The organism is Streptomyces sp. NPDC047853 (assembly GCF_043204535.1).
Taxonomy (GTDB): Bacteria; Actinomycetota; Actinomycetes; order Streptomycetales; family Streptomycetaceae; genus Streptomyces.
This window is the reverse complement of sequence record NZ_JBIDCI010000002.1, coordinates 205,966-228,692: the sequence shown is the minus strand read 5'-3', so window position 1 is coordinate 228,692 and position 22,727 is coordinate 205,966. Positions and strand designations below refer to the sequence as shown.

Annotated in this window: 19 protein-coding genes; 14 read left to right on the top strand and 5 right to left on the bottom strand. The window is 71.0% G+C overall.

All coding sequences use genetic code 11. The annotated features are described in order from the left end of the window. Window positions 1-34: 34 nt before the first annotated feature. The 8 genes from dnaK to ACGF5T_RS04970 all read left to right on the top strand — a co-directional run bounded on the left by dnaK (window position 35) and on the right by ACGF5T_RS04970 (window position 9,064). Window positions 35-1,891 (top strand): molecular chaperone DnaK, encoded by a 1,857-nt coding sequence (gene dnaK / locus ACGF5T_RS05005; protein ID WP_356602393.1) that lies wholly within the window; start codon window positions 35-37, stop codon window positions 1,889-1,891. Further along, entirely contained in the window at window positions 1,888-2,565 is a 678-nt protein-coding gene (gene grpE / locus ACGF5T_RS05000) for a nucleotide exchange factor GrpE (protein WP_356602391.1), read from the top strand. Before dnaK ends, grpE begins: the two co-directional genes overlap by 4 nt. 33 nt (window positions 2,566-2,598) lie before the next feature. Continuing rightward, on the top strand, window positions 2,599-3,795 hold the full coding sequence (dnaJ, locus tag ACGF5T_RS04995) for a molecular chaperone DnaJ (RefSeq protein ID WP_356602389.1): 1,197 nt from the start codon (window positions 2,599-2,601) through the stop codon (window positions 3,793-3,795). Window positions 3,796-3,800: 5 nt separating this feature from the next. Continuing rightward, window positions 3,801-4,256: a heat shock protein transcriptional repressor HspR gene (locus ACGF5T_RS04990; RefSeq protein ID WP_356602387.1), complete on the top strand. Its 456-nt coding sequence runs from the start codon at window positions 3,801-3,803 to the stop codon at window positions 4,254-4,256. Between the two features lie 163 nt (window positions 4,257-4,419). Then, window positions 4,420-5,538, top strand: coding sequence for a substrate-binding domain-containing protein (locus ACGF5T_RS04985; RefSeq protein WP_366766484.1), 1,119 nt, complete (start codon window positions 4,420-4,422; stop codon window positions 5,536-5,538). Between the two features lie 178 nt (window positions 5,539-5,716). After that, window positions 5,717-6,097 carry a hypothetical protein gene (locus ACGF5T_RS04980; RefSeq protein ID WP_356602383.1) on the top strand — a complete coding sequence of 127 codons (381 nt, stop codon included), beginning with the start codon at window positions 5,717-5,719 and terminating at the stop codon, window positions 6,095-6,097. A 118-nt stretch (window positions 6,098-6,215) separates the two neighbouring features. Next, a complete protein-coding gene (locus ACGF5T_RS04975; protein WP_366766483.1) occupies window positions 6,216-6,902 on the top strand; it encodes an ABC transporter ATP-binding protein in 687 nt (228 codons plus the stop codon). Further along, entirely contained in the window at window positions 6,899-9,064 is a 2,166-nt protein-coding gene (locus ACGF5T_RS04970; protein ID WP_366766482.1) for a hypothetical protein, read from the top strand. The genes ACGF5T_RS04975 and ACGF5T_RS04970 overlap by 4 nt, the downstream gene beginning before the upstream one ends. A gap of 142 nt (window positions 9,065-9,206) precedes the next feature. On the opposite strand, the gene ACGF5T_RS04965 is transcribed toward ACGF5T_RS04970, so the two are convergent. Continuing rightward, complete coding sequence (locus tag ACGF5T_RS04965) at window positions 9,207-9,860, bottom strand: response regulator transcription factor (protein ID WP_392886908.1); 654 nt, start codon at window positions 9,858-9,860, stop codon at window positions 9,207-9,209. 339 nt (window positions 9,861-10,199) lie between these two features. Between ACGF5T_RS04965 and ACGF5T_RS04960 the strand changes: the two genes are divergently transcribed. Further along, window positions 10,200-11,246 (top strand): helix-turn-helix transcriptional regulator, encoded by a 1,047-nt coding sequence (locus ACGF5T_RS04960; protein WP_356602375.1) that lies wholly within the window; start codon window positions 10,200-10,202, stop codon window positions 11,244-11,246. Here the strand turns inward: ACGF5T_RS04960 and ACGF5T_RS04955 are convergent. Further along, on the bottom strand, window positions 11,197-12,192 hold the full coding sequence (locus ACGF5T_RS04955) for a LuxR C-terminal-related transcriptional regulator (protein WP_356602373.1): 996 nt from the start codon (window positions 12,190-12,192) through the stop codon (window positions 11,197-11,199). The genes ACGF5T_RS04960 and ACGF5T_RS04955 overlap by 50 nt on opposite strands. Next, window positions 12,189-13,202, bottom strand: a complete 1,014-nt coding sequence (locus tag ACGF5T_RS04950) for a helix-turn-helix transcriptional regulator (protein ID WP_356602371.1) — start codon at window positions 13,200-13,202, stop codon at window positions 12,189-12,191. Before ACGF5T_RS04950 ends, ACGF5T_RS04955 begins: the two co-directional genes overlap by 4 nt. 322 nt (window positions 13,203-13,524) lie before the next feature. Between ACGF5T_RS04950 and ACGF5T_RS04945 the strand changes: the two genes are divergently transcribed. Further along, window positions 13,525-13,860: a hypothetical protein gene (locus ACGF5T_RS04945; RefSeq protein ID WP_356602369.1), complete on the top strand. Its 336-nt coding sequence runs from the start codon at window positions 13,525-13,527 to the stop codon at window positions 13,858-13,860. A 312-nt stretch (window positions 13,861-14,172) separates the two neighbouring features. Further along, window positions 14,173-16,770, top strand: a complete 2,598-nt coding sequence (clpB, locus tag ACGF5T_RS04940; RefSeq protein ID WP_356602367.1) for an ATP-dependent chaperone ClpB — start codon at window positions 14,173-14,175, stop codon at window positions 16,768-16,770. 62 nt (window positions 16,771-16,832) lie between these two features. Here the strand turns inward: clpB and ACGF5T_RS04935 are convergent, their stop codons facing one another. Then, on the bottom strand, window positions 16,833-17,309 hold the full coding sequence (locus ACGF5T_RS04935; RefSeq protein WP_356602365.1) for a hypothetical protein: 477 nt from the start codon (window positions 17,307-17,309) through the stop codon (window positions 16,833-16,835). 185 nt (window positions 17,310-17,494) lie between these two features. On the opposite strand from ACGF5T_RS04935, the gene ACGF5T_RS04930 reads away from it, so the two are divergent. After that, entirely contained in the window at window positions 17,495-18,028 is a 534-nt protein-coding gene (locus ACGF5T_RS04930) for a YbjN domain-containing protein (protein ID WP_356602363.1), read from the top strand. 63 nt (window positions 18,029-18,091) lie between these two features. Here the strand turns inward: ACGF5T_RS04930 and ACGF5T_RS04925 are convergent, their stop codons facing one another. Continuing rightward, complete coding sequence (locus tag ACGF5T_RS04925) at window positions 18,092-19,297, bottom strand: pyridoxal phosphate-dependent aminotransferase (protein ID WP_366766480.1); 1,206 nt, start codon at window positions 19,295-19,297, stop codon at window positions 18,092-18,094. A gap of 898 nt (window positions 19,298-20,195) precedes the next feature. Between ACGF5T_RS04925 and ACGF5T_RS04920 the strand changes: the two genes are divergently transcribed. Together ACGF5T_RS04920 and ACGF5T_RS04915 are read left to right on the top strand one after the other, a co-directional pair. Next, window positions 20,196-20,732, top strand: a complete 537-nt coding sequence (locus ACGF5T_RS04920) for a DUF2617 family protein (RefSeq protein WP_356602359.1) — start codon at window positions 20,196-20,198, stop codon at window positions 20,730-20,732. Window positions 20,733-20,887: 155 nt separating this feature from the next. After that, window positions 20,888-22,630, top strand: coding sequence for a polyamine aminopropyltransferase (locus ACGF5T_RS04915; protein ID WP_366766479.1), 1,743 nt, complete (start codon window positions 20,888-20,890; stop codon window positions 22,628-22,630). The last annotated feature ends 97 nt before the right edge of the window (window positions 22,631-22,727 follow it).

The following is a 22,727-nucleotide window of genomic DNA, read 5'->3' as shown; positions in this document are numbered from 1 at the left end:
CCTGTTCCACTCAAGTCGCTGGAGGTTATTCACCATGGCACGTGCGGTCGGCATCGACCTGGGCACGACTAACTCCGTCGTCAGCGTTCTGGAGGGCGGCGAGCCCACCGTCATCACCAACGCCGAGGGCGCCAGGACCACGCCGTCCGTCGTCGCCTTCGCCAAGAACGGTGAGGTGCTGGTCGGCGAGGTGGCCAAGCGTCAGGCGGTCACGAACGTCGACAGGACCATCCGGTCGGTCAAGCGCCACATGGGCACCGACTGGAAGATCAACCTGGACGGCAAGGACTTCAACCCGCAGCAGATCAGCGCCTTCGTGCTGCAGAAGCTGAAGCGGGACGCCGAGTCCTACCTGGGCGAGAAGGTGACCGACGCGGTCATCACCGTCCCGGCGTACTTCAACGACGCCGAGCGCCAGGCCACCAAGGAGGCCGGTGAGATCGCGGGCCTCAACGTGCTGCGCATCGTCAACGAGCCGACGGCCGCCGCGCTGGCGTACGGCCTCGACAAGGACGAGCAGATCATCCTGGTCTTCGACCTCGGTGGCGGTACGTTCGACGTCTCGCTGCTGGAGATCGGCGACGGCGTCGTCGAGGTGAAGGCCACCAACGGTGACAACCACCTCGGTGGTGACGACTGGGACCAGCGTGTCGTCGACTACCTGGTCAAGCAGTTCCAGTCCGGCCACGGCGTGGACCTCTCCAAGGACAAGATGGCGCTCCAGCGCCTGCGCGAGGCCGCCGAGAAGGCGAAGATCGAGCTGTCCTCGTCCACCGAGACCTCGATCAACCTCCCCTACATCACGGCGTCCGCCGAGGGCCCGCTGCACCTGGACGAGAAGCTCACGCGCGCTCAGTTCCAGCAGCTGACGGCCGACCTGCTGGAGCGCTGCAAGACGCCGTTCCACAACGTCATCAAGGACGCCGGCATCCAGCTGTCCGAGATCGACCACGTCGTTCTCGTCGGTGGCTCCACCCGCATGCCCGCCGTCGCCGAGCTCGTCAAGGAGCTGACCGGCGGCAAGGACGCCAACAAGGGCGTCAACCCGGACGAGGTCGTCGCCATCGGCGCCGCCCTGCAGGCCGGTGTCCTCAAGGGCGAGGTCAAGGACGTCCTGCTCCTCGACGTCACCCCGCTGTCCCTCGGCATCGAGACCAAGGGCGGCATCATGACCAAGCTGATCGAGCGGAACACGACGATCCCGACGAAGCGTTCGGAGATCTTCACCACCGCCGAGGACAACCAGCCCTCCGTGCAGATCCAGGTCTACCAGGGCGAGCGCGAGATCGCGGCGTACAACAAGAAGCTCGGGATGTTCGAGCTGACCGGTCTGCCCCCGGCGCCCCGCGGCGTCCCGCAGATCGAGGTCGCCTTCGACATCGACGCCAACGGCATCATGCACGTGACCGCGAAGGACCTGGGCACGGGCAAGGAGCAGAAGATGACCGTCACCGGCGGCTCCTCGCTGCCGAAGGACGAGGTCGACCGGATGCGCCAGGAGGCCGAGAAGTACGCGGAGGAGGACCACGCCCGCCGCGAGGCCGCCGAGTCCCGCAACCAGGGCGAGCAGCTCGTCTACCAGACGGAGAAGTTCCTCAAGGACAACGAGGACAAGGTCCCCGGCGAGATCAAGACCGAGGTCGAGGGCGCCGTCGCCGAGCTGAAGGAGAAGCTCAAGGGCGAGGACACCGCCGAGATCCGCACCGCCACCGAGAAGGTCGCCGCCGTCTCGCAGAAGCTGGGCCAGGCGATGTACGCCGACGCCCAGGGCGCGCAGGCCGCCGGTGGCGAGGCTCCCGGCGAGGGCGCCCAGGCCGGTGACAAGGGCGGGGACGACGACGTCGTCGACGCCGAGATCGTGGACGACGAGCGCAAGGACGGTGCCGCGTGACGGAGGAGACCCCGGGCTTCGAGGAGAAGCCCGACGTCCCCTCCGGCGCCAGCCCTGACGACGCCGAGCCGAAGGCCGCCGCCCCCTCTTCGGAGGAGGCCGCGGCCCCGGCCGGGGACGCGAGCGAGAACGCGGGCCTGGTGGCCCAGCTGGACCAGGTGCGCACCGCGCTCAACGAGCGCACGGCGGACCTCCAGCGCCTCCAGGCCGAGTACCAGAACTACCGCCGCCGGGTGGAGCGGGACCGCGTCGCGGTCAAGGAGGTCGCCGTCGCGAACCTCCTGTCCGAGCTGCTTCCCGTGCTCGACGACATCGGTCGCGCCCGGGAACACGGCGAACTGGTCGGCGGCTTCAAGTCCGTCGCGGAGTCGCTGGAGACCACGGTGGCCAAGCTCGGCCTCCAGCAGTTCGGCAAGGAGGGCGAGCCCTTCGACCCGACGATCCACGAAGCCCTGATGCACTCCTACGCACCGGACGTCACCGAGACGACCTGCGTGGCGATCCTGCAGCCCGGGTACCGGATCGGCGAGCGCACCATCCGCCCCGCGCGGGTGGCCGTGGCCGAGCCGCAGCCGGGTGCGCAGACGGTCAAGCCGGCCGAGGAGAGCACCGAGGCGAAGGAAGGCTCCGACGCCGTGGAGAACAAGGAGAGCGGTGGCCCGGACGAGGGCTGAGCTTGAGACGACGAGGAAGGAGGGACGTCGGGGATGAGCACCAAGGACTTCATCGAGAAGGACTACTACAAGGTCCTCGGCGTCCCCAAGGACGCCACCGAGGCCGAGATCAAGAAGGCGTACCGGAAGCTCGCCCGCGAGTTCCACCCGGACGCCAACAAGGGAAACGTCAAGGCGGAGGAGCGCTTCAAGGAGATCTCCGAGGCCAACGACATCCTCGGTGACCCCAAGAAGCGCAAGGAGTATGACGAGGCCCGCGCCCTCTTCGGCAACGGCGGTTTCCGCCCGGGGCCGGGCGCGGGCGGCGGCGGCACCTTCAACTTCGACCTGGGCGACCTCTTCGGAGGCGGCGCCCAGGGCGGGGGCCAGGGCGCCGGCGGCTTCGGCGGCGGCCTGGGCGACGTCTTCGGCGGGCTGTTCAACCGCACCGGTGCCGGCGGCCCCGGCACCGGCACGCGGACCCAGCCGCGCCGCGGCCAGGACATCGAGTCCGAGGTCACCCTCAGCTTCACCGAGGCCATCGAGGGCGCGACGGTCCCGCTGCGGATGTCGTCGCAGGCACCCTGCAAGGCCTGTTCGGGGACCGGCGACAAGAACGGCACACCGCGCGTGTGCCCGACCTGCGTCGGCACCGGGCAGGTCGCCCGGGGTTCGGGCGGCGGCTTCTCGCTGACCGACCCGTGCCCCGACTGCAAGGGCCGCGGCCTGATCGCGGAGGACCCCTGCGACGTCTGCAAGGGCTCCGGGCGGGCCAAGTCCTCCCGGACCATGCAGGTCCGCATCCCGGCCGGGGTCTCCGACGGGCAGCGCATCCGGCTGCGCGGCAAGGGCACACCGGGTGAGCGGGGCGGACCGGCGGGCGACCTGTACGTGGTCGTGCACGTCAAGGACCACCCCGTCTTCGGCCGCAGGGGCGACAACCTCACGGTCACCGTCCCGGTGACGTACGCCGAGGCGGCCCTCGGCGGTGAGGTCCGCGTCCCGACCCTGGGCGGGCCGCCGGTCACGCTGAAGCTGCCGGAGGGCACCCCCAACGGGCGCACCATGCGCGCCCGGGGCAAGGGCGCGGTCCGCAAGGACGGCACCCGCGGTGACCTTCTGGTCACCGTGGAGGTGAGTGTTCCGAAGGACCTGACGGGGAAGGCTCGTGACGCGCTCGAGGCGTATCGCGAGGCGACCGCGGAGGAGGATCCGCGGGCGGAGCTGTTCCAGGCCGCGAAGGGAGCTTGACGGGAATGGACGGTCGTCGACGCAATCCGTATGAACTGACCGAGGACACCCCGGTCTACGTCATCTCGGTGGCGGCCCAGCTCTCCGGTCTGCACCCGCAGACCCTGCGTCAGTACGACCGCCTCGGCCTGGTCTCCCCGGACCGCACGGCCGGGCGCGGGCGGCGCTACTCGGCCCGCGACATCGAACTGCTCCGCCAGGTGCAGCAGTTGTCGCAGGACGAGGGCATCAACCTGGCCGGAATCAAGCGCATCATCGAACTGGAGAACCAGGTCGCCGCGCTCCAGGCCCGCATGGCCGAGATGCAGGACGCCCTGGAGGGCGCGGCCACGGCGATGCGCCAGCGCGAGGCGGCGGTGCACGCGTCGTACCGCCGTGACCTGGTCCCCTACCAGGAGGTCCAGCAGACCAGCGCCCTGGTGGTGTGGCGGCCCAAGCGGCACGGACAGTCCCCGGACTGACCGGCTCGCGCAGGCGGTGAGGGCCCGGTGGTCGAGCGGCCTCCGGGCCTGTTCGCAACGTTGCTGTCTCATTGGTCCAGTACTTCTTGACGATTTCGTGAAGACAGCGTTGGCTTCCTTCACCTGGGTCACCACAACACCCGTGTGTCGGAAGGTAAGCGCAGTGAACAGCCGTGCCCGTCGTATCGCCATATCCGTGGCAGCGTCCATGATGACCCTCTCGATGGCCGCCTGCGGGGTGCTGGGCGCGTCGGAGAGCAGCGACAAGGCGAGCCCGACCAAGGGCGACGACATCACCGTGGGCCTGCTGCTCCCGGAGAAGGCGAACACGCGCTACGACCTCTTCGACTACCCCTACTTCAAGGCGAAGGTCGCCGAACTCACGCGCGACCAGGGCACCGTCAAGTACGCCAACGCCGAGGCGAGCGCGTCGAAGCAGGCCGACCAGATGCAGCAGATGATCGACGAGCAGGTCGACGTGATCGTCCTGGACGCGGTCGACGCGAAGGCCGCCGGGGAGGGCGTCCAGAAGGCCAAGGACGCCGGCATCCCGGTCATCGCCTACGACCGCCTGGCCGAGGGCCCGATCGACGCGTACATCTCCTTCGACAACGAGCTGGTCGGCGAGGTCCAGGGCCGCTCCCTCGTGGAGGCGCTCGGCGACAACGCGGACAGCTCCGCCAAGGTCGTCATGGTGAACGGCTCGCCCACCGACCCGAACGCCAAGCAGTTCAAGGCGGGCGCGATGTCCGAGCTGAACGGCAAGGTGACGATCGCCCAGTCCTTCGACACCGCGGACTGGAAGCCGGAGAACGCCGAGGCGAACATGACCGAGGCGATCCAGAAGATCGGCAAGGACAACATCGCCGCCGTCTACTCCGCCAACGACGGCATGGCCGGCGGCATCATCAAGTCCCTGGAGGCCGCGGGCGTCACCGACCTGCCTCCGGTCACCGGCCAGGACGCGGAACTCGCCGCGGTGCAGCGGATCGTCACCGGCGAGCAGTACATGAGCGTGTACAAGTCCTACCCGCAGGAGGCGGAGAACGCCGCGGAGATGGCCGTGGCGCGGGTCCAGGGCCGGGACATCCAGTTCGACGCGCTCGCCCGCGAGAAGGTCGACAGCCCCACCCACAAGGGCATCCCCGCCCAGCTCGTCCCCGTCGTCGCCCTCACCCAGGCCAACATCAAGGGGACCATCATCGCGGACGGCTTCTACAAGGTCTCCGACATCTGCACGGCCAAGTACGAGGCGGCTTGCGCGGAGATGGGGCTGAAGTAGTCCGGCTTCCCCCCTTCGGGGTGGGCCCCCTCGAATCCCCCCCGACAGGTGGATTATCCCGCTGATCGTCACGAAGCAGGCTGGGAGTCGCAAGGAACCGCATCGCTCGCTTCGTGCGGTTCCGTCCCGGCCGCCCACTGCGGTCCGGGGACTCCGTCGGACGAGGGGACCCTGTTCGGTGAACGTCAGAATCGCACGACGGCTGGGGGTCGGGGCCATCGCCGCCCTGGCCCTGAGCACGGCGACGCCCGCCTTCGCGTACGAGATCGGCCCGCACTCCTACAGCGGCGAGCTCCTGTTCTGGACCGAGGGCAACCGCTCGATCATGAACATCAAGGACACGGGATCCAGTCACTGGGTGAAGGCGGAGTACTACCGCGTGGCCCACTCGGGCACCAAACTGAACCTCTGGAACAAGGGCGGGCCGAACGGCCCGTCCGACAACGACGGCAACAAGGGCACCGTCGAGAGCAGTAGGGCCTCCGAGATCTTCAAGGCCCGCGGCACGGTCTCACGCAACAACCTGCCGGACTGGCACACCAACTGGTACTCCAACTGACGGGTTCCGCCCGCCCAGTACGACCGCAGCCTGACCGAGAGGCCGACCGGCCTCTCGGTCAGACCTGCGTTGTCGGTGCCGCCCCCATCGAGTGATCCCCCGACCAAGGGAGCTCCGCGTGTCCGCAACCCCTGCCCCACCCGTTCTGCGGCTGAGCGAGGTGGTCTACGGCGTGTCCGGCCGAAGCCTGCTCACCGGCGCCGGTCTCACCGTGCCGGCGGGCCGGTCCGTCTCCGTGATGGGTCCGTCCGGAAGCGGTAAGTCCACCCTGCTGATGTGTGTCATGGGGCTGATCCGCCCTCAGTCGGGGCGCGTCGAGATCGTCGGACGGGACGTGACCCGGCTGTCCGCGAGGGCGCTCGCCGCCCACCGGCGGCGGCACGTCGGCATGGTCTTCCAGTTCGGCGAGCTTCTCCCGGAACTGACCCCGGTGGAGAATGTGATGATCGCGAGTCTGCTGGCCGGCGAGGCGGTCACCGAGGCCCGTCTCCGCGCCGAGTCGCTGCTCACCCGCCTCGGGGTGCCCGGGGCCACGGCCACACAGGACCTGTCGGGTGGGGAGCGGCAGCGTGTCGCCGTGGGCCGTGCTCTGGTGAACACCCCCGAACTGCTGCTGGCGGACGAGCCGACCGGAGCGTTGGACGGCGAGCAACGGGAAGCCGTGGCCGACCTGCTGTTCAGCACCCCTCGGGAACACGGGTGCGCCCTGGTGGTGGTGACCCACGATCCGATGGTGGCCGGGCGCGCCGACGTGCGGCTGCATTTACATGAGGGACGACTGGTCCAGGCCGAGGAGTCGCGGTGAACGGCGGCGGCCTGCGATGGCGGCTGCTGCGCATGGGGCGGGCGGCGTCCCGGGCGGCCGAGGCAGGCCGTATCCGGTACTTCGCCCTGTTCGCGGCGACCACCGTGTCGGTCCTCGCCGTCTGCGGATTCCTCCTCGCGGCCTCCTCCTTCGACGGCCGTGCGGAGCGCAGCCAGGCTCGCTGGCCGCAGGCCGCCGCCCCCGGGTCCGCCAGCCTGCTGTGGCGGGCGACACTGGCGAACGTCGACGGCCGCCAGTACGACGTGGTCTACGTCGAGCCCCTCACCTCCGACGCGCCCCTGCCGCCCGGCCTGAGCCGGTGGCCGAAACCCGGCGAGGCCGTGCTCTCCCCTGCGCTGAAGGCCGTCGGGCCTGAAATGCGGGCCGAGTACGGGCAGACGGTGGGGACCATCGCGCCGGAGGGGCTGGAGTCGCCGAGCGAATACTTCGCCTACGTACGGCCGACGGCCGAGCGCCTGGATCCGGACGCGATGACCAGGGCGTCCGGATTCGGTGTCTCCTGGACACCCTCGCTCGGGGAGCACATGTACAACTTCGGCTCGAAGGAGTTCTACTGGGCCTTCCTGGCGCTGGTGGGTCTTCCGGCCGGTCTGTTCGTCGTGATCGCCGCCCGGGTCGGCGCCGCGGCCCGGGACCGCCGGACCGCGATCCTGACCGCGCTGGGCGCCTCCGGTACGGCCCGGGCCTGGTTCACGGTGGGCGAGGCGTGCCTGCCCATTGCACTCGGCGCGGCCACGGCGCTCGTGGCTGTCGCACCCGTACTCCTCACCGACGTGTCCTTGCCCGTCGTCGACTTCGTGCTGTACGTCCCCGACGCCCGGGCCGCCCTTCCCGTCCTCATGGGCGCCGCGCTGGGCGTGCCGCTCGCCGTACTGGCGGCTGTCGTGCTGCTCCAGCCGCGGTCCCGGCCCGGCACCTCGACCCGGCCCGTGGCCGCGAAACGGCGCCGTGAGTGGATGCTGTGGCTGTTCCCGGTCGCCCTCTTCGGCACGGTGCGGGGGACCGACCTGGCCCCCTACGACCTGCGTCTGCCGGTCCTGGCGGTCGGTAGCGTGATCACCCTCGCGCTGCTGCCCGGTGTGGCCGGGGCGGTGGTGTCCGCGGCCGGTCCCGTGCTGGCCAGGTGCGGAGCCGCGCGCGGCCGGGTGGGCATGCTGGTCGCGGGCCGACGGCTGGCCGTGGGGGCGCGCCCGGTCGCGCGCCTGGTGGCAGCGGTGGTCGTCGCGGTCGGTCTGGCAGCTCAGGGACAGATCGCGATCAGCCTGTTCACCGATATGAGCGACCGGGTGCACGCCGTGGAGGAACACCTCGGCACCAGCGTGCTGCGGGTGTCGACGACGCTGTCGACCGACACTGCCGACGTGGCCTCCTTCGAACGGGACCTCGGGGCGGGCGTGCGCGCCCTGGCCGTGACGAAGGACTCCCGGTCGGGGCGCACCGACCTCGTCGCGAGCTGTCCGGTATGGCGAGACCTGGGCGTGGAGTGCCCGGACGCGGGTCCGGTGGAACTGCGCACTCGGCATGCCGGTCTGGCTCGGGCGGTGGAACTGGAGCGGTCGGTCGGGGCACGTTTGTACGCCCGTACGGGCAACGTCACCGAGACCGTGCGCAGGGACGACGAAGCGGCCCTGGTGGTGCTGGCGGCCGACGGGCGGCAACTGGCGCTGTCGCGGGTGCACCGAGCCGCCAACGCGCACGTGGCGATGGCGACGACCGTGCAGGTCTTCGCGATGGCCGGCACCTTCGGTGGCAGTGGCGAGGGCATAGCGGCTCAGCGGTGGCTGGAACTGCTGTCGGTGGCGGGCGTGCTGGTGATCGTGGTCGTGGCCGGGATCGGCTCGGTGGCCCAGTTCGTCCGGGCGGGCCGCGAACTGGGTCCGGTCTCGGTGCTGAGCGGTAACGGCCGTGTGTACTACGCGGTGTCCGTCTGGTCCCTCCTGGCGCCCACCGCCTTCGCGGTGTGCGCGGCCGTCGCCGTGACCTGGTACGTGACGACGCCCTTGATGGCCGACTCCGCGGACCGGCTGTCCGCACTGTCGGCGGTGGGCGCGGCCGGGCTGGCGTGCGCCGCGGTGATGGCCTGGTGGGGTGCGCGTACGGCGTCCGCGGCCGGCCGGGTGTGGCGTCCGCGCAACGACTGACGCGAGGCGTCCCGCGGTCACCGACCGGAGTACGGCGCCGCTCGGGACGGGGACCACGGCATGCCCGGGCCCGGGGTGCGGACAGGTGACGGTCCGCACCCCGGGCCTCTCCGCGACGCACGGTCCCCGTCCCTGACAGGCCTCAAGGTGTCACCGTGGGCGCACCCGCACCGTCGTACGCGCTGAGGCCCCGAGCCTGTGTGCTCGTCGGCTGTGTGGGCACCTGTGCCTGCCACACGATCCGGGAAGCCTGGACGCGGTTGTCGACACCGAGCTTGGAGTACACCGCACGGATGTGGTCCTTGACCGTGTGAGCACTGATTCCCAGCATCTCGGCCATGGCCGGGTTCGAGGCTCCGTCCGCCAGTAGGTGCACGATCTCCCGCTCCCGAGAGCTGAGCTTCGCCAGCAGGGTGCGCGCGGTGGCCACCGCTTCGGCCGTACGGCCCGGCCGTACGTATTGATCGACCAGGAAGCGGGCGGCTACGGGCGCGAGCGCGATCGTGCCTGCGGCTGCCGCCCGTACCGCCCAGGGCAGGTGCCACACGGAGTTGCCGCGCAGCAGGATCCCACGGGCTCCGTGGGACAGCAGCGTGCGCGTGGCGTGCTCCGACAAGTGGTCGACCAGTACGACGTGCACCGGAGTCGGCCTCGGGGCATCCGCCGCTGTCGGCGCGGCCGTATTCGCCAACCGGAGGACTTCGAGCGCCTCGTCCGCGTCGCGGTGGCTGCTGACCAGCACATCCAGGCGGGTCGTCCGCACCATGGGTGACGCCGTCTCCGAGGCCTCGTCCACGATACGGATCCTGCCGTCGTCCTCCAGCACGCGCCTGACACCGGCCCGTTCAAGCGGCTCACGGCCGAGGATTCCCACACGTATCACGATCTTCGTCCCCCCTTGCCGCCCTGAATGCAGCAGACGGGTCGGTCAGGTCCCGCCGTTACCCAGCATGCACGCTGCGTACATCCCTCCGACACCTCCAGCTTGTTGCAACGAGGGGAAGTGAGGGGTGCGCGTAAGCGCTGAATCCGGTGCATTCCTGCTGTCGGTAGTGGAGGAGCCGTGTTGCGGACCCGGTCCGGGCCGCGCATAGTTGCGCTGCGGAAAGTGCCGGAACCGGGGGTGGGATGGGCGATGGCCGGGCACGGGGCTCAGGAGCATCCACACGGTGCCGACCGGCTGTGCGCGGCCGGGGATCGCCTGTACTCCCGGGCCGTACGACGCGGCAGGGTGCCCCGTCGGGACGCCGAGCCGGTCCCCTGCCTCCTCGAACTGGCCCTGCTGCACCCCGACCCCGACGACATGGACTGGCTGGTGCCGACCTCCCCGCAGGAGGTCATGACCCGGCTGCTGCGCGGGGTCCACGACGAGGTCAGCGCGAGTCAGCGGCGGGTGGGTTCGGCGGTGGAGGCCTTCGAGTGGTACGCGGGGCTGGGCCGCCAGCTCCAGACCCCGGCCGGCACGGAGGGCACGGCGATCCGCGTCCTGGACGGCCTGTCCCGCATCCAGGCCGCCATGGACGAGGCGACGCAGGCCTGCACGACGGAGGTGCTCACCGTCCAGCCCGGTGGCATCCGGCGCGAACACGAGCTGTCGGAGGGGCTGCACCGGGCGCTGGCGCTGCGCGGGCGCGGGGTGCGGATGCGGGACCTGTACACCCACGTCGCCCGGCACGGACAGGGTCTGCTCACCTACCTGGAGCTGATGGGGGACGCGGTGGAGGCCCGCACGCTGGACGAGGTCATCGACCGGCTCATCCTCTTCGACCGCACGGTCGCCTTCATCCCCGCCAACACCGACCGCACGGTGGCCCTGGAACTGCGCCACCCGGCCCTGATCGCCTACCTGGTCACGGTCTTCGAGCGCCTGTGGCGCCTCGCGATCCCCCTCACCGCCCCGCTCCCCGACACCGGCATCGAGGGCATCTCCCACCGCGAGCAGTCCATCGCCGCCCTGCTGGCGGAGGGCCACCAGGACGCGGTGATCGCGGAACGGCTCGGCATAAGCGTCCGCACGGCCCGCGCCCACATCGCCCGCCTGTCGGAGACCCTGGGCGCGACCAGCCGCACGCAGTTGGGGGTGCGCATCGCCCAGGCGGGCCTGGACGGCTCCCCGCCCCTGCCGGCCGTGATCAGCCTGCCTGATCAGGCTCCTGGTCGAGGATCCCCGACCGCCCGATGAGGTAGCCGAGCTGGGCTCGGCTGTCGCTGCCCAGGGTCGCGGCGAGCTTGGCGATGTGGACGCGTGCGGTGCGGACGTTCATGCCGAGGCGGTCGGCGATGTCGGCGTCGGTGTGGCCTTCGACGAGGAGGGTCGCTATGGCGCGTTGGCGGGGGGTGATGCCGTTGAGCGTCGGTGGCTGCACGGCCTGGGGGTGCATGGGGGTGGCGAGGCGCCAGAGGCGGTCGAAGGTGTTGACGAAGTAGGCGATCAGGGCGGGGTGGCGGACTTCGAGGGCGAGGGCGCGGTCGGCGCTGGCGGGGATGAAGGCGACGGCGCGGTCGACGACGATCAGGCGCTCGGTGATCTCGTCGAGGCTGCGGGCTTCCACGTCGCCGGTCAGTTGCTCGTAGCGGGCGCGCGTGTATGGAGCGTGACGAACGGTGTGCTGATAGAGCACGCGGATGCGGGCGCCTTGGTCGAGGAAGGCCTGGTCCCGTCTCATGGCCCCTTCGAGGATGTGCGGGCGCTGGGTGACGCTCGGGTCGTGGGGCTGGATCGCGAGCAGCTCTTGCCGGCCCTCGTCCATGGCCTCCTCGATGGCCCGACCCGTCCGCTCCTTGCTGCCGAGGATTCGCAGCGTCGGGGTCTCCTCGTTCGCCGCGCTGTGTGCGCCGACGCGCATGAGGGACTCGAAGGTGTCGGCGATGCGCTGGCAGCGTCGCCTCTCGTCGGCAATGCGGTCCTCCGAGGCGCGCAGCAGCCGCTGGAGGGCGACCGTCGGTGAGACGGGCTCCAGCCGGTTCAGGTCGTCCACGGCCGGGTGCAGGAGCCCGATGTCGATGAGGCAGGGTGCCGTTGTGGTCGCGACACTGGACACATGACCCTCACGCAGCGCCCGCGAGTAGAGCTCGAGACCTGCCCCGCACAGCTCCTCACCATCGTGCTGGTGCGTCTCGTCCCTCATGAGCGGTGCTCCGCTCCCACGCTCGGGGGCCCCTGCTCCAGGATCCCCGACTGGGCTATGAGATAGCCGAGTTGGGCACGGCTGCCGCTGCCCAGGGCCAGGGCCAATTTGGCGATGTGGGCCCGGCAGGTGCGAACGTTCATGCCGAGGCGGCGGGCGATGGCCTCGTCGACGTGGCCCTCGACGAGGAGCTTCGCGATGGAGTGCTGGATGTCGGTGATGCCGTCGGGCGCCGTCTCGTAGGGAGCGCCCGCCGTGAGCGGGACGGCTCGGCTCCAGATGAACTCGAAGACCCTGATCAGGTACCGGACGAGGCCCGGGTGACGGAGTTCCAGAGCAACCTGTCGGTCGTCGCGGACGGGGATGAAGGCCACGGACTCGTCGCAGATGATGAGGCGTTCCACGAGTTCGTCGATGGTGCGGTATTCGACCTTGCCCTCGCTGAAGTGATCTGCGTAGGCGAGCCGGTCGGGGCTGAACCGTGCGGTGTGCTGGTAGAGCGTACGGATACGCACACCTCGTTCGATCAACGGCTTGTCGCGTTCCAGTCCCTCCAGCAGCCGGTTCTCGGGGCGTCGGTGGCCGCTCGGCTGAATGGTGAGCATCTCGGTCTGGCACTGGGCGGTTGCCAGGTCGAGTGCCGCGTTGATCCGGTCGAGGCCTTCCAGGACCGTGATGGAGTGCGCGGGACTCGTCTGTTGGGTGCTGATGTCCATGAACGGTTCGAAGAGTTCAGCCATCGCTATGGACAGCCGACGCTGCTCGGTGATTTCGCGTTCGATGGGATTGAGCCGTTGGGCCAGAGCGATCGACGGCGGCACCGGACGCATCCAGTCGGCATCGTCCGGGTCGGGGTGGAGGAGGCCGAGTTCCATCAGGCACGGGGTCGCCTCGACGTCTGTTCTCGGTATGCGCCCAGTCCTCAGGGCGTGCGCGTAGAGGCGACTTCCTTCCGGGCACAGCTCGGTTCCTGTATGGGGATGATCCCAATTAGTCCACTTTGTCACCAAATCTCCACCCCCCAGGGTCCTGAACGTGCAGGAACATGATGCACCGATTGTGTGGCCATGACGTGCCCGAATGAGCCATCGTCTTATCCGACGGGGGAATGAGGGACCATCAAGTGAGGACGAAGCCGACTATGCGTATCAGAATGCTTCGCTCGGTGCTTGCTGTCGCCTTCTCCGCCGTTGTGGCCATGGGTGCGCTGTCAGGCCTCTCCGGTACGAAGAGCGACGAGCACGAAGCGGGTGGCGTTCACTTCTTGGCGGTCACGGGCCCCAAGGGTGAGCCGGCGGCTGTTCCGGCCGACAGTACGTGGGACTGATCGCGATGACCAATCCTCCAGACGACCGCTCCTTCCGCCGAGAAATGGCCACCGCCTACCGCTCCGGCTGGCACTTCATCGACCTGGTCACCGCGATCCCCCACTCCGGTGACTCCCTGATGGTGACCGTCTTCGGCGAGCCGGTCGTCGTCACGCTGGACGAGGACGGCGACGTGCGGGCGTACCGGTGCCTGCGGCGGCCGCGAGGTGCTCCGCAGCCCGTGCGGTGTGCCATCCGGTACGGAATGATCTTTGTGAACCTGGACCAGAGGGACCACCGGCTTGCGCAGCCGGAGGACCCTGAAGTGAGGACCATCTCGGCCACCCCCCGCAGTGCCTGACGCGATTCCCCCGTCGTAACAAATCGCTCAGGTGCTTCCCCCCGGCAGCGGCGTCACCGTGACCTGAACACGGTGACGCCGCTGTCGTATGCGGTGATATCTCCGGGTATCGCCCGCTCGCCGGCCTGGCCGGAAAACCCCTCGCGCGGCACGGACGCCCGCGGAGGGGGAACTCGTGCGTCATCCCCCGGAGGGGACCGGTGCCGCTTCTGCCTTGAGTGGAATAGACTCAACTTTGTGTACGTTGTCTGAGTCAGCACTGGGAGACATGGCCGGACCGCCGACGGCCGACGCAAGGAGGGAAGCCAGAACGTGGACGCCGAGCTGACCAACCGGAGCCGGGACGCGATCAACGCGGCCAGCAACCACGCCGTGACCGAGGGGAACGCCGACCTCACCCCCGCCCACCTGCTCCTGGCTCTGCTCCAGGGGCAGGACAACGAGAACATCACCGACCTGCTCGCCGCCGTCGAGGCCGACCTCGCGGCCGTGCGTTCCGGCGCCGAGCGCATCGTCGCCGGGCTGCCCAGCGTGACCGGGTCCACCGTCGCACCGCCGCAGCCGAGCCGTGAGATGCTCGCCGTGGTCGCCGACGCCCAGGCCCGCGCCAAGGATCTCGGGGACGAGTACCTCTCCACCGAGCACCTGCTCCTCGGCATCGCCGCGAAGGGCGGCGCGGCCGGTGAGGTACTGGAGGGGCAGGGCGCCAGTGCGAAGAAGCTGCAGGAGGCCTTCCGCAAGGCCAGGGGAGGGCGACGCGTGACCACCGCCGACCCCGAGGGCCAGTACAAGGCCCTGGAGAAGTTCGGTACGGACTTCACCGAAGCCGCCCGCGAGGGCAGGCTCGATCCGGTCATCGGGCGGGATCAGGAGATCCGCCGGGTGGTGCAGGTGCTCAGCCGGCGCACCAAGAACAACCCCGTCCTCATCGGTGAGCCCGGCGTCGGCAAGACCGCCGTGGTCGAGGGGCTCGCCCAGCGGATCGTCAAGGGGGACGTGCCCGAGTCGCTGAAGGGCAAGCGGCTGGTCGCGCTGGACCTGGGGGCCATGGTCGCCGGGGCCAAGTACCGCGGTGAGTTCGAGGAGCGGCTGAAGACGGTCCTCGCCGAGATCAAGGACTCCGACGGGCAGATCATCACCTTCATCGACGAGCTGCACACCGTCGTGGGGGCCGGGGCCGGCGGCGACTCCGCCATGGACGCCGGGAACATGCTGAAGCCCATGCTGGCGCGGGGCGAGCTGCGCATGGTCGGCGCGACGACGCTGGACGAGTACCGGGAGCGGATCGAGAAGGACCCGGCGCTGGAGCGCCGCTTCCAGCAGGTGCTGGTCGCCGAGCCGACCGTCGAGGACTCGATCGCGATCCTGCGCGGACTCAAGGGACGCTACGAGGCCCACCACAAGGTGCAGATCGCGGACAGCGCGCTGGTCGCCGCCGCCACCCTGTCCGACCGGTACATCACCTCCCGCTTCCTGCCCGACAAGGCCATCGACCTCGTCGACGAGGCCGCCTCGCGGCTGCGCATGGAGATCGACTCGTCCCCCGTCGAGATCGACGAACTCCAGCGCGCCGTCGACCGGCTGAAGATGGAGGAGCTGGCGATCGGCAGGGAGACCGACGCGGCCTCCCTCCAGCGGCTGGAGAAGCTGCGCCGCGACCTCGCCGACAAGGAGGAGGAGCTGCGCGGCCTCAACGCCCGCTGGGACAAGGAGAAGCAGTCCCTCAACCGGGTCGGCGAGCTGAAGGAGAAGCTCGACGAGCTGCGCGGGCAGGCCGAACGCGCCCAGCGCGACGGCGACTTCGACACCGCCTCCAAGCTCCTCTACGGCGAGATCCCCACCCTGGAGCGCGACCTGGAGGCCGCCTCCGAGGCCGAGGAGGAGGTCGCCAAGGACACCATGGTCAAGGAGGAGGTCGGCGCCGACGACATCGCGGACGTCGTCGCCTCCTGGACCGGCATCCCCGCCGGGCGGCTGCTGGAGGGCGAGACGCAGAAGCTGCTGCGGATGGAGGACGAGCTGGGCAAGCGGCTCATCGGGCAGGGCGAGGCCGTACGGGCCGTCTCCGACGCCGTACGGCGCAGCAGGGCCGGCATCGCCGACCCCGACCGGCCCACCGGGTCGTTCCTCTTCCTCGGGCCCACCGGTGTCGGCAAGACCGAGCTGGCCAAGGCGCTCGCGGACTTCCTCTTCGACGACGAGCGGGCCATGGTCCGCATCGACATGTCGGAGTACAGCGAGAAGCACAGCGTCGCCCGGCTGGTGGGCGCCCCGCCCGGATACGTCGGCTACGAGGAGGGCGGCCAGCTCACCGAGGCGGTCCGGCGGCGGCCGTACACGGTCGTGCTGCTGGACGAGGTGGAGAAGGCGCACCCCGAGGTCTTCGACATCCTGCTCCAGGTGCTGGACGACGGGCGGCTCACCGACGGACAGGGCCGCACCGTCGACTTCCGCAACACCATCCTCGTCCTCACCTCCAACCTGGGCAGCCAGTACCTGGTCGACCCGGTGAGCAGCGAGACGGAGAAGAAGGAGCAGGTGCTGGAGGTGGTCCGCGCCTCCTTCAAGCCGGAGTTCCTCAACCGGCTCGACGACCTCGTCGTCTTCTCGGCGCTGAACAAGGACGAGCTGAGCCGCATCGCGCGCCTCCAGATCGGCGCGCTCGCCCGGCGGCTCGCCGAGCGCCGCCTCACCCTGGAGGTCACCGACGAGGCACTGGAGTGGCTGGCCGTCGAGGGCATGGACCCCGCGTACGGTGCCCGTCCGCTGCGCCGCCTGGTGCAGACGGCGATCGGCGACCGGCTCGCCCGCGAGATCCTCTCCGGCGAGATCAAGGACGGCGACACGGTCCGCGTCGACCGCTTCGGCGACGAGCTGATCGTGGGTCCGGCGAGCGGCAAGACCCTGTAACCCCGCGGTCCCGTCCTCCCCGCGCGGCCCGTCACCCCCCGGGGGTGGCGGGCCGCCGTGGGTCACAGGGTGAACGCGGCGAACCGCACCAGTGCCGTCCCCGCCGCCTCGTACTCCACCCGCACCCGGACCGCGTGGGCGTCCACCCCGTCCGGCAGCCCCCGCGCGGGACCCAGATCCAGACACAGATCGCCGCCGCCCACGCAGGTGTCCCTCCGGGCCGCGGGGGCGTCCGGGTAGGTGTGCGCGAGCCAGTCCTGGACACCCGTGCGGGGCATGCGGAAGGCGGCGCCGTAGTGAGTGTCCTGGAAGCCCTGCAACGTGCACGCCCCGACCGGGCGCGCGCCGTCCGGCAGGGCTGCGCCACCGAACCGCAGGGCCTCGGAGCAGGGGACGTGCTCGGCCGCCCTGCCCTCGCCCCGGCCGTCCGACTCGGAGAGGACGGTCCCCACGAGGGCGACGAGGAGAGGCAGCAGGACCAGCACCGGAAGCGTCGCGAGGCCCGCGAACAGCCGCCACCTGGTTCGCCCCCGGGGCACCCGCGCTCCGCCGCCGTCGCCCGTCGTCGCGTTCCGTGTCCGCACCGTCGCCCGCCCCCGTCCGTCCCGCGTCCACCCGACCGGCCGGATCATGTCAGCCCAGGGCTGACAGGGCCCCGGCGGGCTTGCCACGCCCCTCCCCGCATGGGGGAGGATGGCCAGATCCGTACGAAGGGAAATTCACGGTGACCATCGACCCGTCCTCGATTCCGAACTTCGGGGGCCAGCCCGAGCCGCAGCCCCAAGGACCGGCGGGCCCCGTCGTCCCGGATCAGGATCTTGTGAAGCAGCTCCTCGAACAGATGGAGCTCAAGTACGTCGTCGACGACGAGGGTGACCTCGCGGCGCCGTGGGAGCAGTTCCGTACGTACTTCATGTTCCGCGGCGAGGGCGACCAGCAGGTCTTCTCGGTGCGCACGTTCTACGACCGGTCCCACCAGATCGACGAGAAGCCCCAGCTGCTGGAGTCGATCGACGACTGGAACCGGCGCACCCTGTGGCCCAAGGTGTACTCCCACACCCACGACGACGGCACGGTCCGCCTGATCGGCGAGGCGCAGATGCTGATCGGCATGGGCGTCAGCCTGGAGCACTTCGTCTCCTCGACGGTCAGCTGGGTCCGCGCCGCCATCGAGTTCGACCGGTGGCTCGTGGAGCAGCTCGGCCTGGAGCAGGAGGTCAACGAGGCGGAGAAGCCGAAGGACGAGGACGGCGAGTAGCCCGCCCCACGACGTGAGCGGAGCCCGGCCCGGTACCGACCGCGGGGCCGGGCTCCCGCCGTCTCAGCGCGCCCGCGTCTTCAGGCGGCCCACCGCCTCCTCCAGCACGGAGACCCGCTTGCAGAACGCGAACCGGACGAAGGGGGCGCCCTCCTCCCGGTGGTCGTAGAAGACCGCGTTGGGGACGGCGACGACGCCCGCGCGTTCCGGCAGGGCGCGGCAGAAGGCGAAGCCGTCGCTCTCGCCCAGGGGGCGGATGTCGGTGGTGACGAAGTACGTCCCGGAGGGGCGGTACACGCCGAAGCCCGCGTCCGCCAGGCCCGCCGCCAGCAGGTCCCGCTTGGCGAGCATGTCGGCGCGGAACGCGTCGAAGTACGCGTCGGGCAGCGCCAGCGCCTCGGCCACCGCGTACTGGAAGGGGCCGGAGGCCACGTACGTCAGGTACTGCTTGGCCGAGCGGACCGCCGTGACCAGGGCGGGCGCGGCGGTGATCCAGCCGACCTTCCAGCCGGTGAAGGAGAAGGTCTTGTCGGCCGAACCGATGGTCACCGTGCGCTCGCGCATCCCCGGGAAGGTCGCCAGCGGGATGTGCTCGGCCGTGTCGAAGACCAGGTGCTCGTAGACCTCGTCCGTCACCACCAGCAGGTCCCGCTCCACCGCCAGCTCGGCGATCGCCGCCAGTTCCTCGCGGGTCAGGACCGTGCCGGTCGGGTTGTGCGGGGTGTTCAGCAGCAGCAGGCGGGTGCGGTCGGTGACCGCGGCGCGCAGCTCGTCGAGGTCGAGGCGGAAGGTGCCCTGCCCGTCCGCCGTCATATGCGGACGCAGGGTGACCGGTACGCGCGTGCCGCCTGCCATCGCGATGCAGGCCGCGTACGAGTCGTAGTACGGCTCCAGCGCGACGACCTCGTCGCCGGGCTCCAGCAGGGCGAGCAGCGAGGCGGCGATGGCCTCGGTGGCGCCGGCGGTGACCAGGACCTCGGTGTCGGGGTCGTAGGACAGGCCGTAGTGGCGGTGCTGGTGGGCGGTGACGGCGGCGCGCAGCTCGGGGACGCCCGGACCCGGCGGGTACTGGTTGCCGCGCCCGTCGCGCAGTGCCCGTACGGCGGCCTCCCGGACCGCTTCGGGGCCGTCGGTGTCCGGGAAGCCCTGGCCCAGGTTGATCGCCCCGGTCGTCTGGGCCAGGGCGGACATCTCGGCGAAGATCGTCGTCCCGAACTCGGCGAGCCGGCGGTTGAGGAGGGGGCGTGCGCTGGAGCTCTTGGGGGTCATGGCGGTCATCCTGCGCCGAAGCTCTGGAGTTCCTCAACTCTGCTTTGGCGCGTGGCGGCGGAGGGCATCTCCCGTTCACGCGACGAGCTCCACCGGCCGACGGTCGAGCGGATCGCCGGGCTTCACTCAGAGAGCGGGGCGCCCGACGGGGGGCTGCTTCGGGGGACGTCCGGGCGCGAGCCCGGGAAGCGGAAGGAGGGTGGCGCCATGATCATGAGCATCATCCTGGTCGTGTTCGGAGTCGTGCTGGTGGCAGCGCTCGTAGCCGGTGTACGCAGCGGAGGCGGGCGCACCGGCCACAGCGGTCGCGGCCGCTACGGGCGGCGTGGCCGCAGCAGCTGGTGGGCCGACGGCTCGTCCTCGGGCGGGCACCACTCGAGTTCCGCCGGTGGCTCGTCCTGCGGCGGGGGCGGGAGTTCCTCCTGCGGCGGCGGTTCGTCCTGCGGAGGCGGGTCGTCGTCCTGCGGAGGAGGGGGCGGCGGCGGATGCGGCGGAGGCAGCTGACACGGGGCAACTGAGCTCCACGGGGGACCGCATCCGCACCACGGGGCCCGTGCCTGGGCCGGGCCCCGCGTCCCCACCACGAGCGCCCGCCGGGAAACACACCCGGTGGGCGCTCCCACACACCGGCGCGCGCCGCGCGGGCGGGGTGTGCGCCCTGGTTGAACAATTGAGCTGTGGAGCCCCCTGAGGGATGGAAACCCCACGATGTTGGGTAAAAACGCTGTGGTGGCGCCACAGTTCATGATTCCCTCTCCCTCACCAACGCAGCTCCTCGGACGACCTGTTGACCCCCCTCCTGACCGGCCGACTGGGCTGAGCGGGCCGCATCCCCGGCAGTGACCGGGATGCGCAGGCCCCACACCTTCCTCTCCTTGTGTGCTTGCGGAGCCGATCCATGCTCACGACCCTGAACACCGCCTACACCGACACGCGCGCCGCGGACCTCGCCTGGGCCCTGGGGCGCGAGCCACTGCCCGCGCTCGCCAGCCTCGACCTCGAACTGGAGGGCGCCAAGCTCCAGTTGCGTCTCCTGGGGGCCTCCCACCAGGTGCTGCTGGAGGAGGAGCGGGGCAGCTGCTCGGAGACCGTGGCGTGCATCCCCGGCTCCAGCACGCCCCTGCCGCTGGGCGTCGCCAAGCGAAAGGGCGACTGGGAGTACGAGTTCGCCGCCCGCGTGGAGGTGCTGACGCCGGGCTCCTTCGCCGGCCGCGCGCAGGAGCTGCTGGCCCTGGTCGCCGACCACCCGCACGGGCTGGCCGGCGTCTTCCCCGGCAGCCCGCACGCCTTCACCGCGCTGCTGGTCCAGCGCCACGAGGGCCAGGTGCACTGGCGGACCTGGCACGCCTATCCGCAGGACGGCCATCTGGTCGCGACCCGGACGAGGGTGGGCGTCCGGGTGCCGACGTCGCAGCTCAGTCCGTCGGGGGTGTGAGCGCGGGGGTGTGGCCGGGTGCGTGGGACGAGGGGCGGGGGAACGGCCGGGGGCGGCCTGGGCGGGTGGCGGATAAACCTGCGGTGCCCGAGGGAACGTCAGTTTCACACGTGTGGGTGACGAAGGGCGATGCTGGAGTGACGTAACGTCACCCCGTGATCGATCCGCACGCGCCCGCTCCGCCCGGCTCTCCGCCGTCCTGGGCCGGCCCCGGCGGCTCCCCGGACGGCCCCGGCAGGCGACCTCCCGGCAGTCGCGGCCACCCGCGCGCCGGGCACGTCTCCCGCGGGGACGGTGGCTCCCGCGCCGGAGTGGCGGCGCGGCTTCCCGTCCGGCCGGCCACGGGGCGGTTCCTGGTGCTGGCGGGCGTCTTCGTCTGCGCGGCCTGCGGGCTCGTCTACGAACTCGAACTGGTCGCCCTCGCCTCGTACCTGATCGGCGACTCGGTCACCCAGGCCTCCGTCGTGCTGTCCGTCATGGTCTTCGCCATGGGCATCGGCTCGCTCGCCGCCAAACGGCTGCGCCGGTTCGCCGCGGCCGGCTTCGGCGCCGTCGAGGCGGTCCTCGCCCTCGTCGGCGGACTCAGCGCGATGGTGCTCTACGCCGTCTTCGCCTGGACCGGAGGCTGGGGCGGCCCGTGGGCCTACGCCCCGCACGTCCTCCTGGTCGCCTTCTCGCTCACGATCGGCGTGCTGATCGGCGCGGAGGTGCCGCTCCTGATGGAGCTGATCCAGCGCGTCCGCCGCCAGGACGCGGGCGGCGCCGTCGCGGACCTGTTCGCCGCGGACTACGTCGGCGCGCTCGTCGGCGGCCTCGCCTTCCCCTTCGTGCTGCTGCCCTTCCTCGGCCAGCTGACCGGCGCGCTGGTCACCGGCACCGTCAACGTGCTCGTCGGCGCCGCGCTGGTCCTCGGCCTGTTCCGGCACGACATGACCGGCCGGGCCCGCTGGCTGCTGCTGACCGCCAACGCCGTGGTGCTGAGCCTGCTCGCCACGGCGACCGTCCTCGCCGACGACTTCGAACGCGCCGCCCGGCACGCCGTGTACGGGCAGGACGTCCGCGTGGCCGTCCGGACCGGCGTGCAGGAGGTCGTCCTCACCGGCGACACCGACGGGCGGCCCCTGGACCTGTTCCTCGACGGGCGGCTGTGGCTCAGCGCCGACGACGGGCGGCGCGGGCACGAGGCCCTGGTGCATCCCGCCATGAGCGGTCCGCACGCGCGCGTGCTCATCCTCGGCGGCGGCGACGGATTCGCCGCGCGGGAGGTGCTGCGCCATCCGGGCGTGCGCCGCGTCGACGTCGTCGAACTCGACCCCGGGCTGGTCCGGCTGGCCCGGCACGACCCCGGCCTGTCCACCCTGAACGAGCACTCCTACGCCGATCCGCGCCTCCGCGTCGTCGGATCCGACGCCTTCCGCAGGCTGCGCTCGACGCCCACCGCGACGTACGACGTGGTCGTCTCGGACCTGCCCGACCCGGGGTTCACGGCCGGCACGAAGCTGTACTCGCAGGAGTTCTACGGGCTGCTGCGGCGGGTGCTCGCCCCCGACGGGCGGCTGGCCGTGCACGCCGGACCGGTGGCCGCCCGTCCCCGGACCTTCTGGACGGTGGACGCCACGCTCCGCGCGGCCGGCCTGCGGACCGTCGCCTACCGCGTCGCCGAGCGGGCGGGGCGCCGCGCGCCGGGCCCTCACCAGGGGGCCGGGGGGCATCCCCGCACCGCCCGCGACCGGGGCTTCCTGCTGGCCGCCCGCACGCCCCCCGCCCTGCGCCTCGACCCGGCGGCCCCGCGCCCGCGCACCCTCACCTCCGCGTCCCTGCTCCGGGACGCCCGCGCGGCCTCCCGCACGCGGCTCACCGGGCTGCCGCCGTCCACGCTGGTGCATCCGCGGTACTGAGGCGCGCTCCCGGTGCCGGGGCGCGTTTCCGGTACCGGCGTGCGGTGGGTGAGTTTGTGCCGTCGGGGGGTGCGGTGGGCGCCCGCTGGGTAGGCTG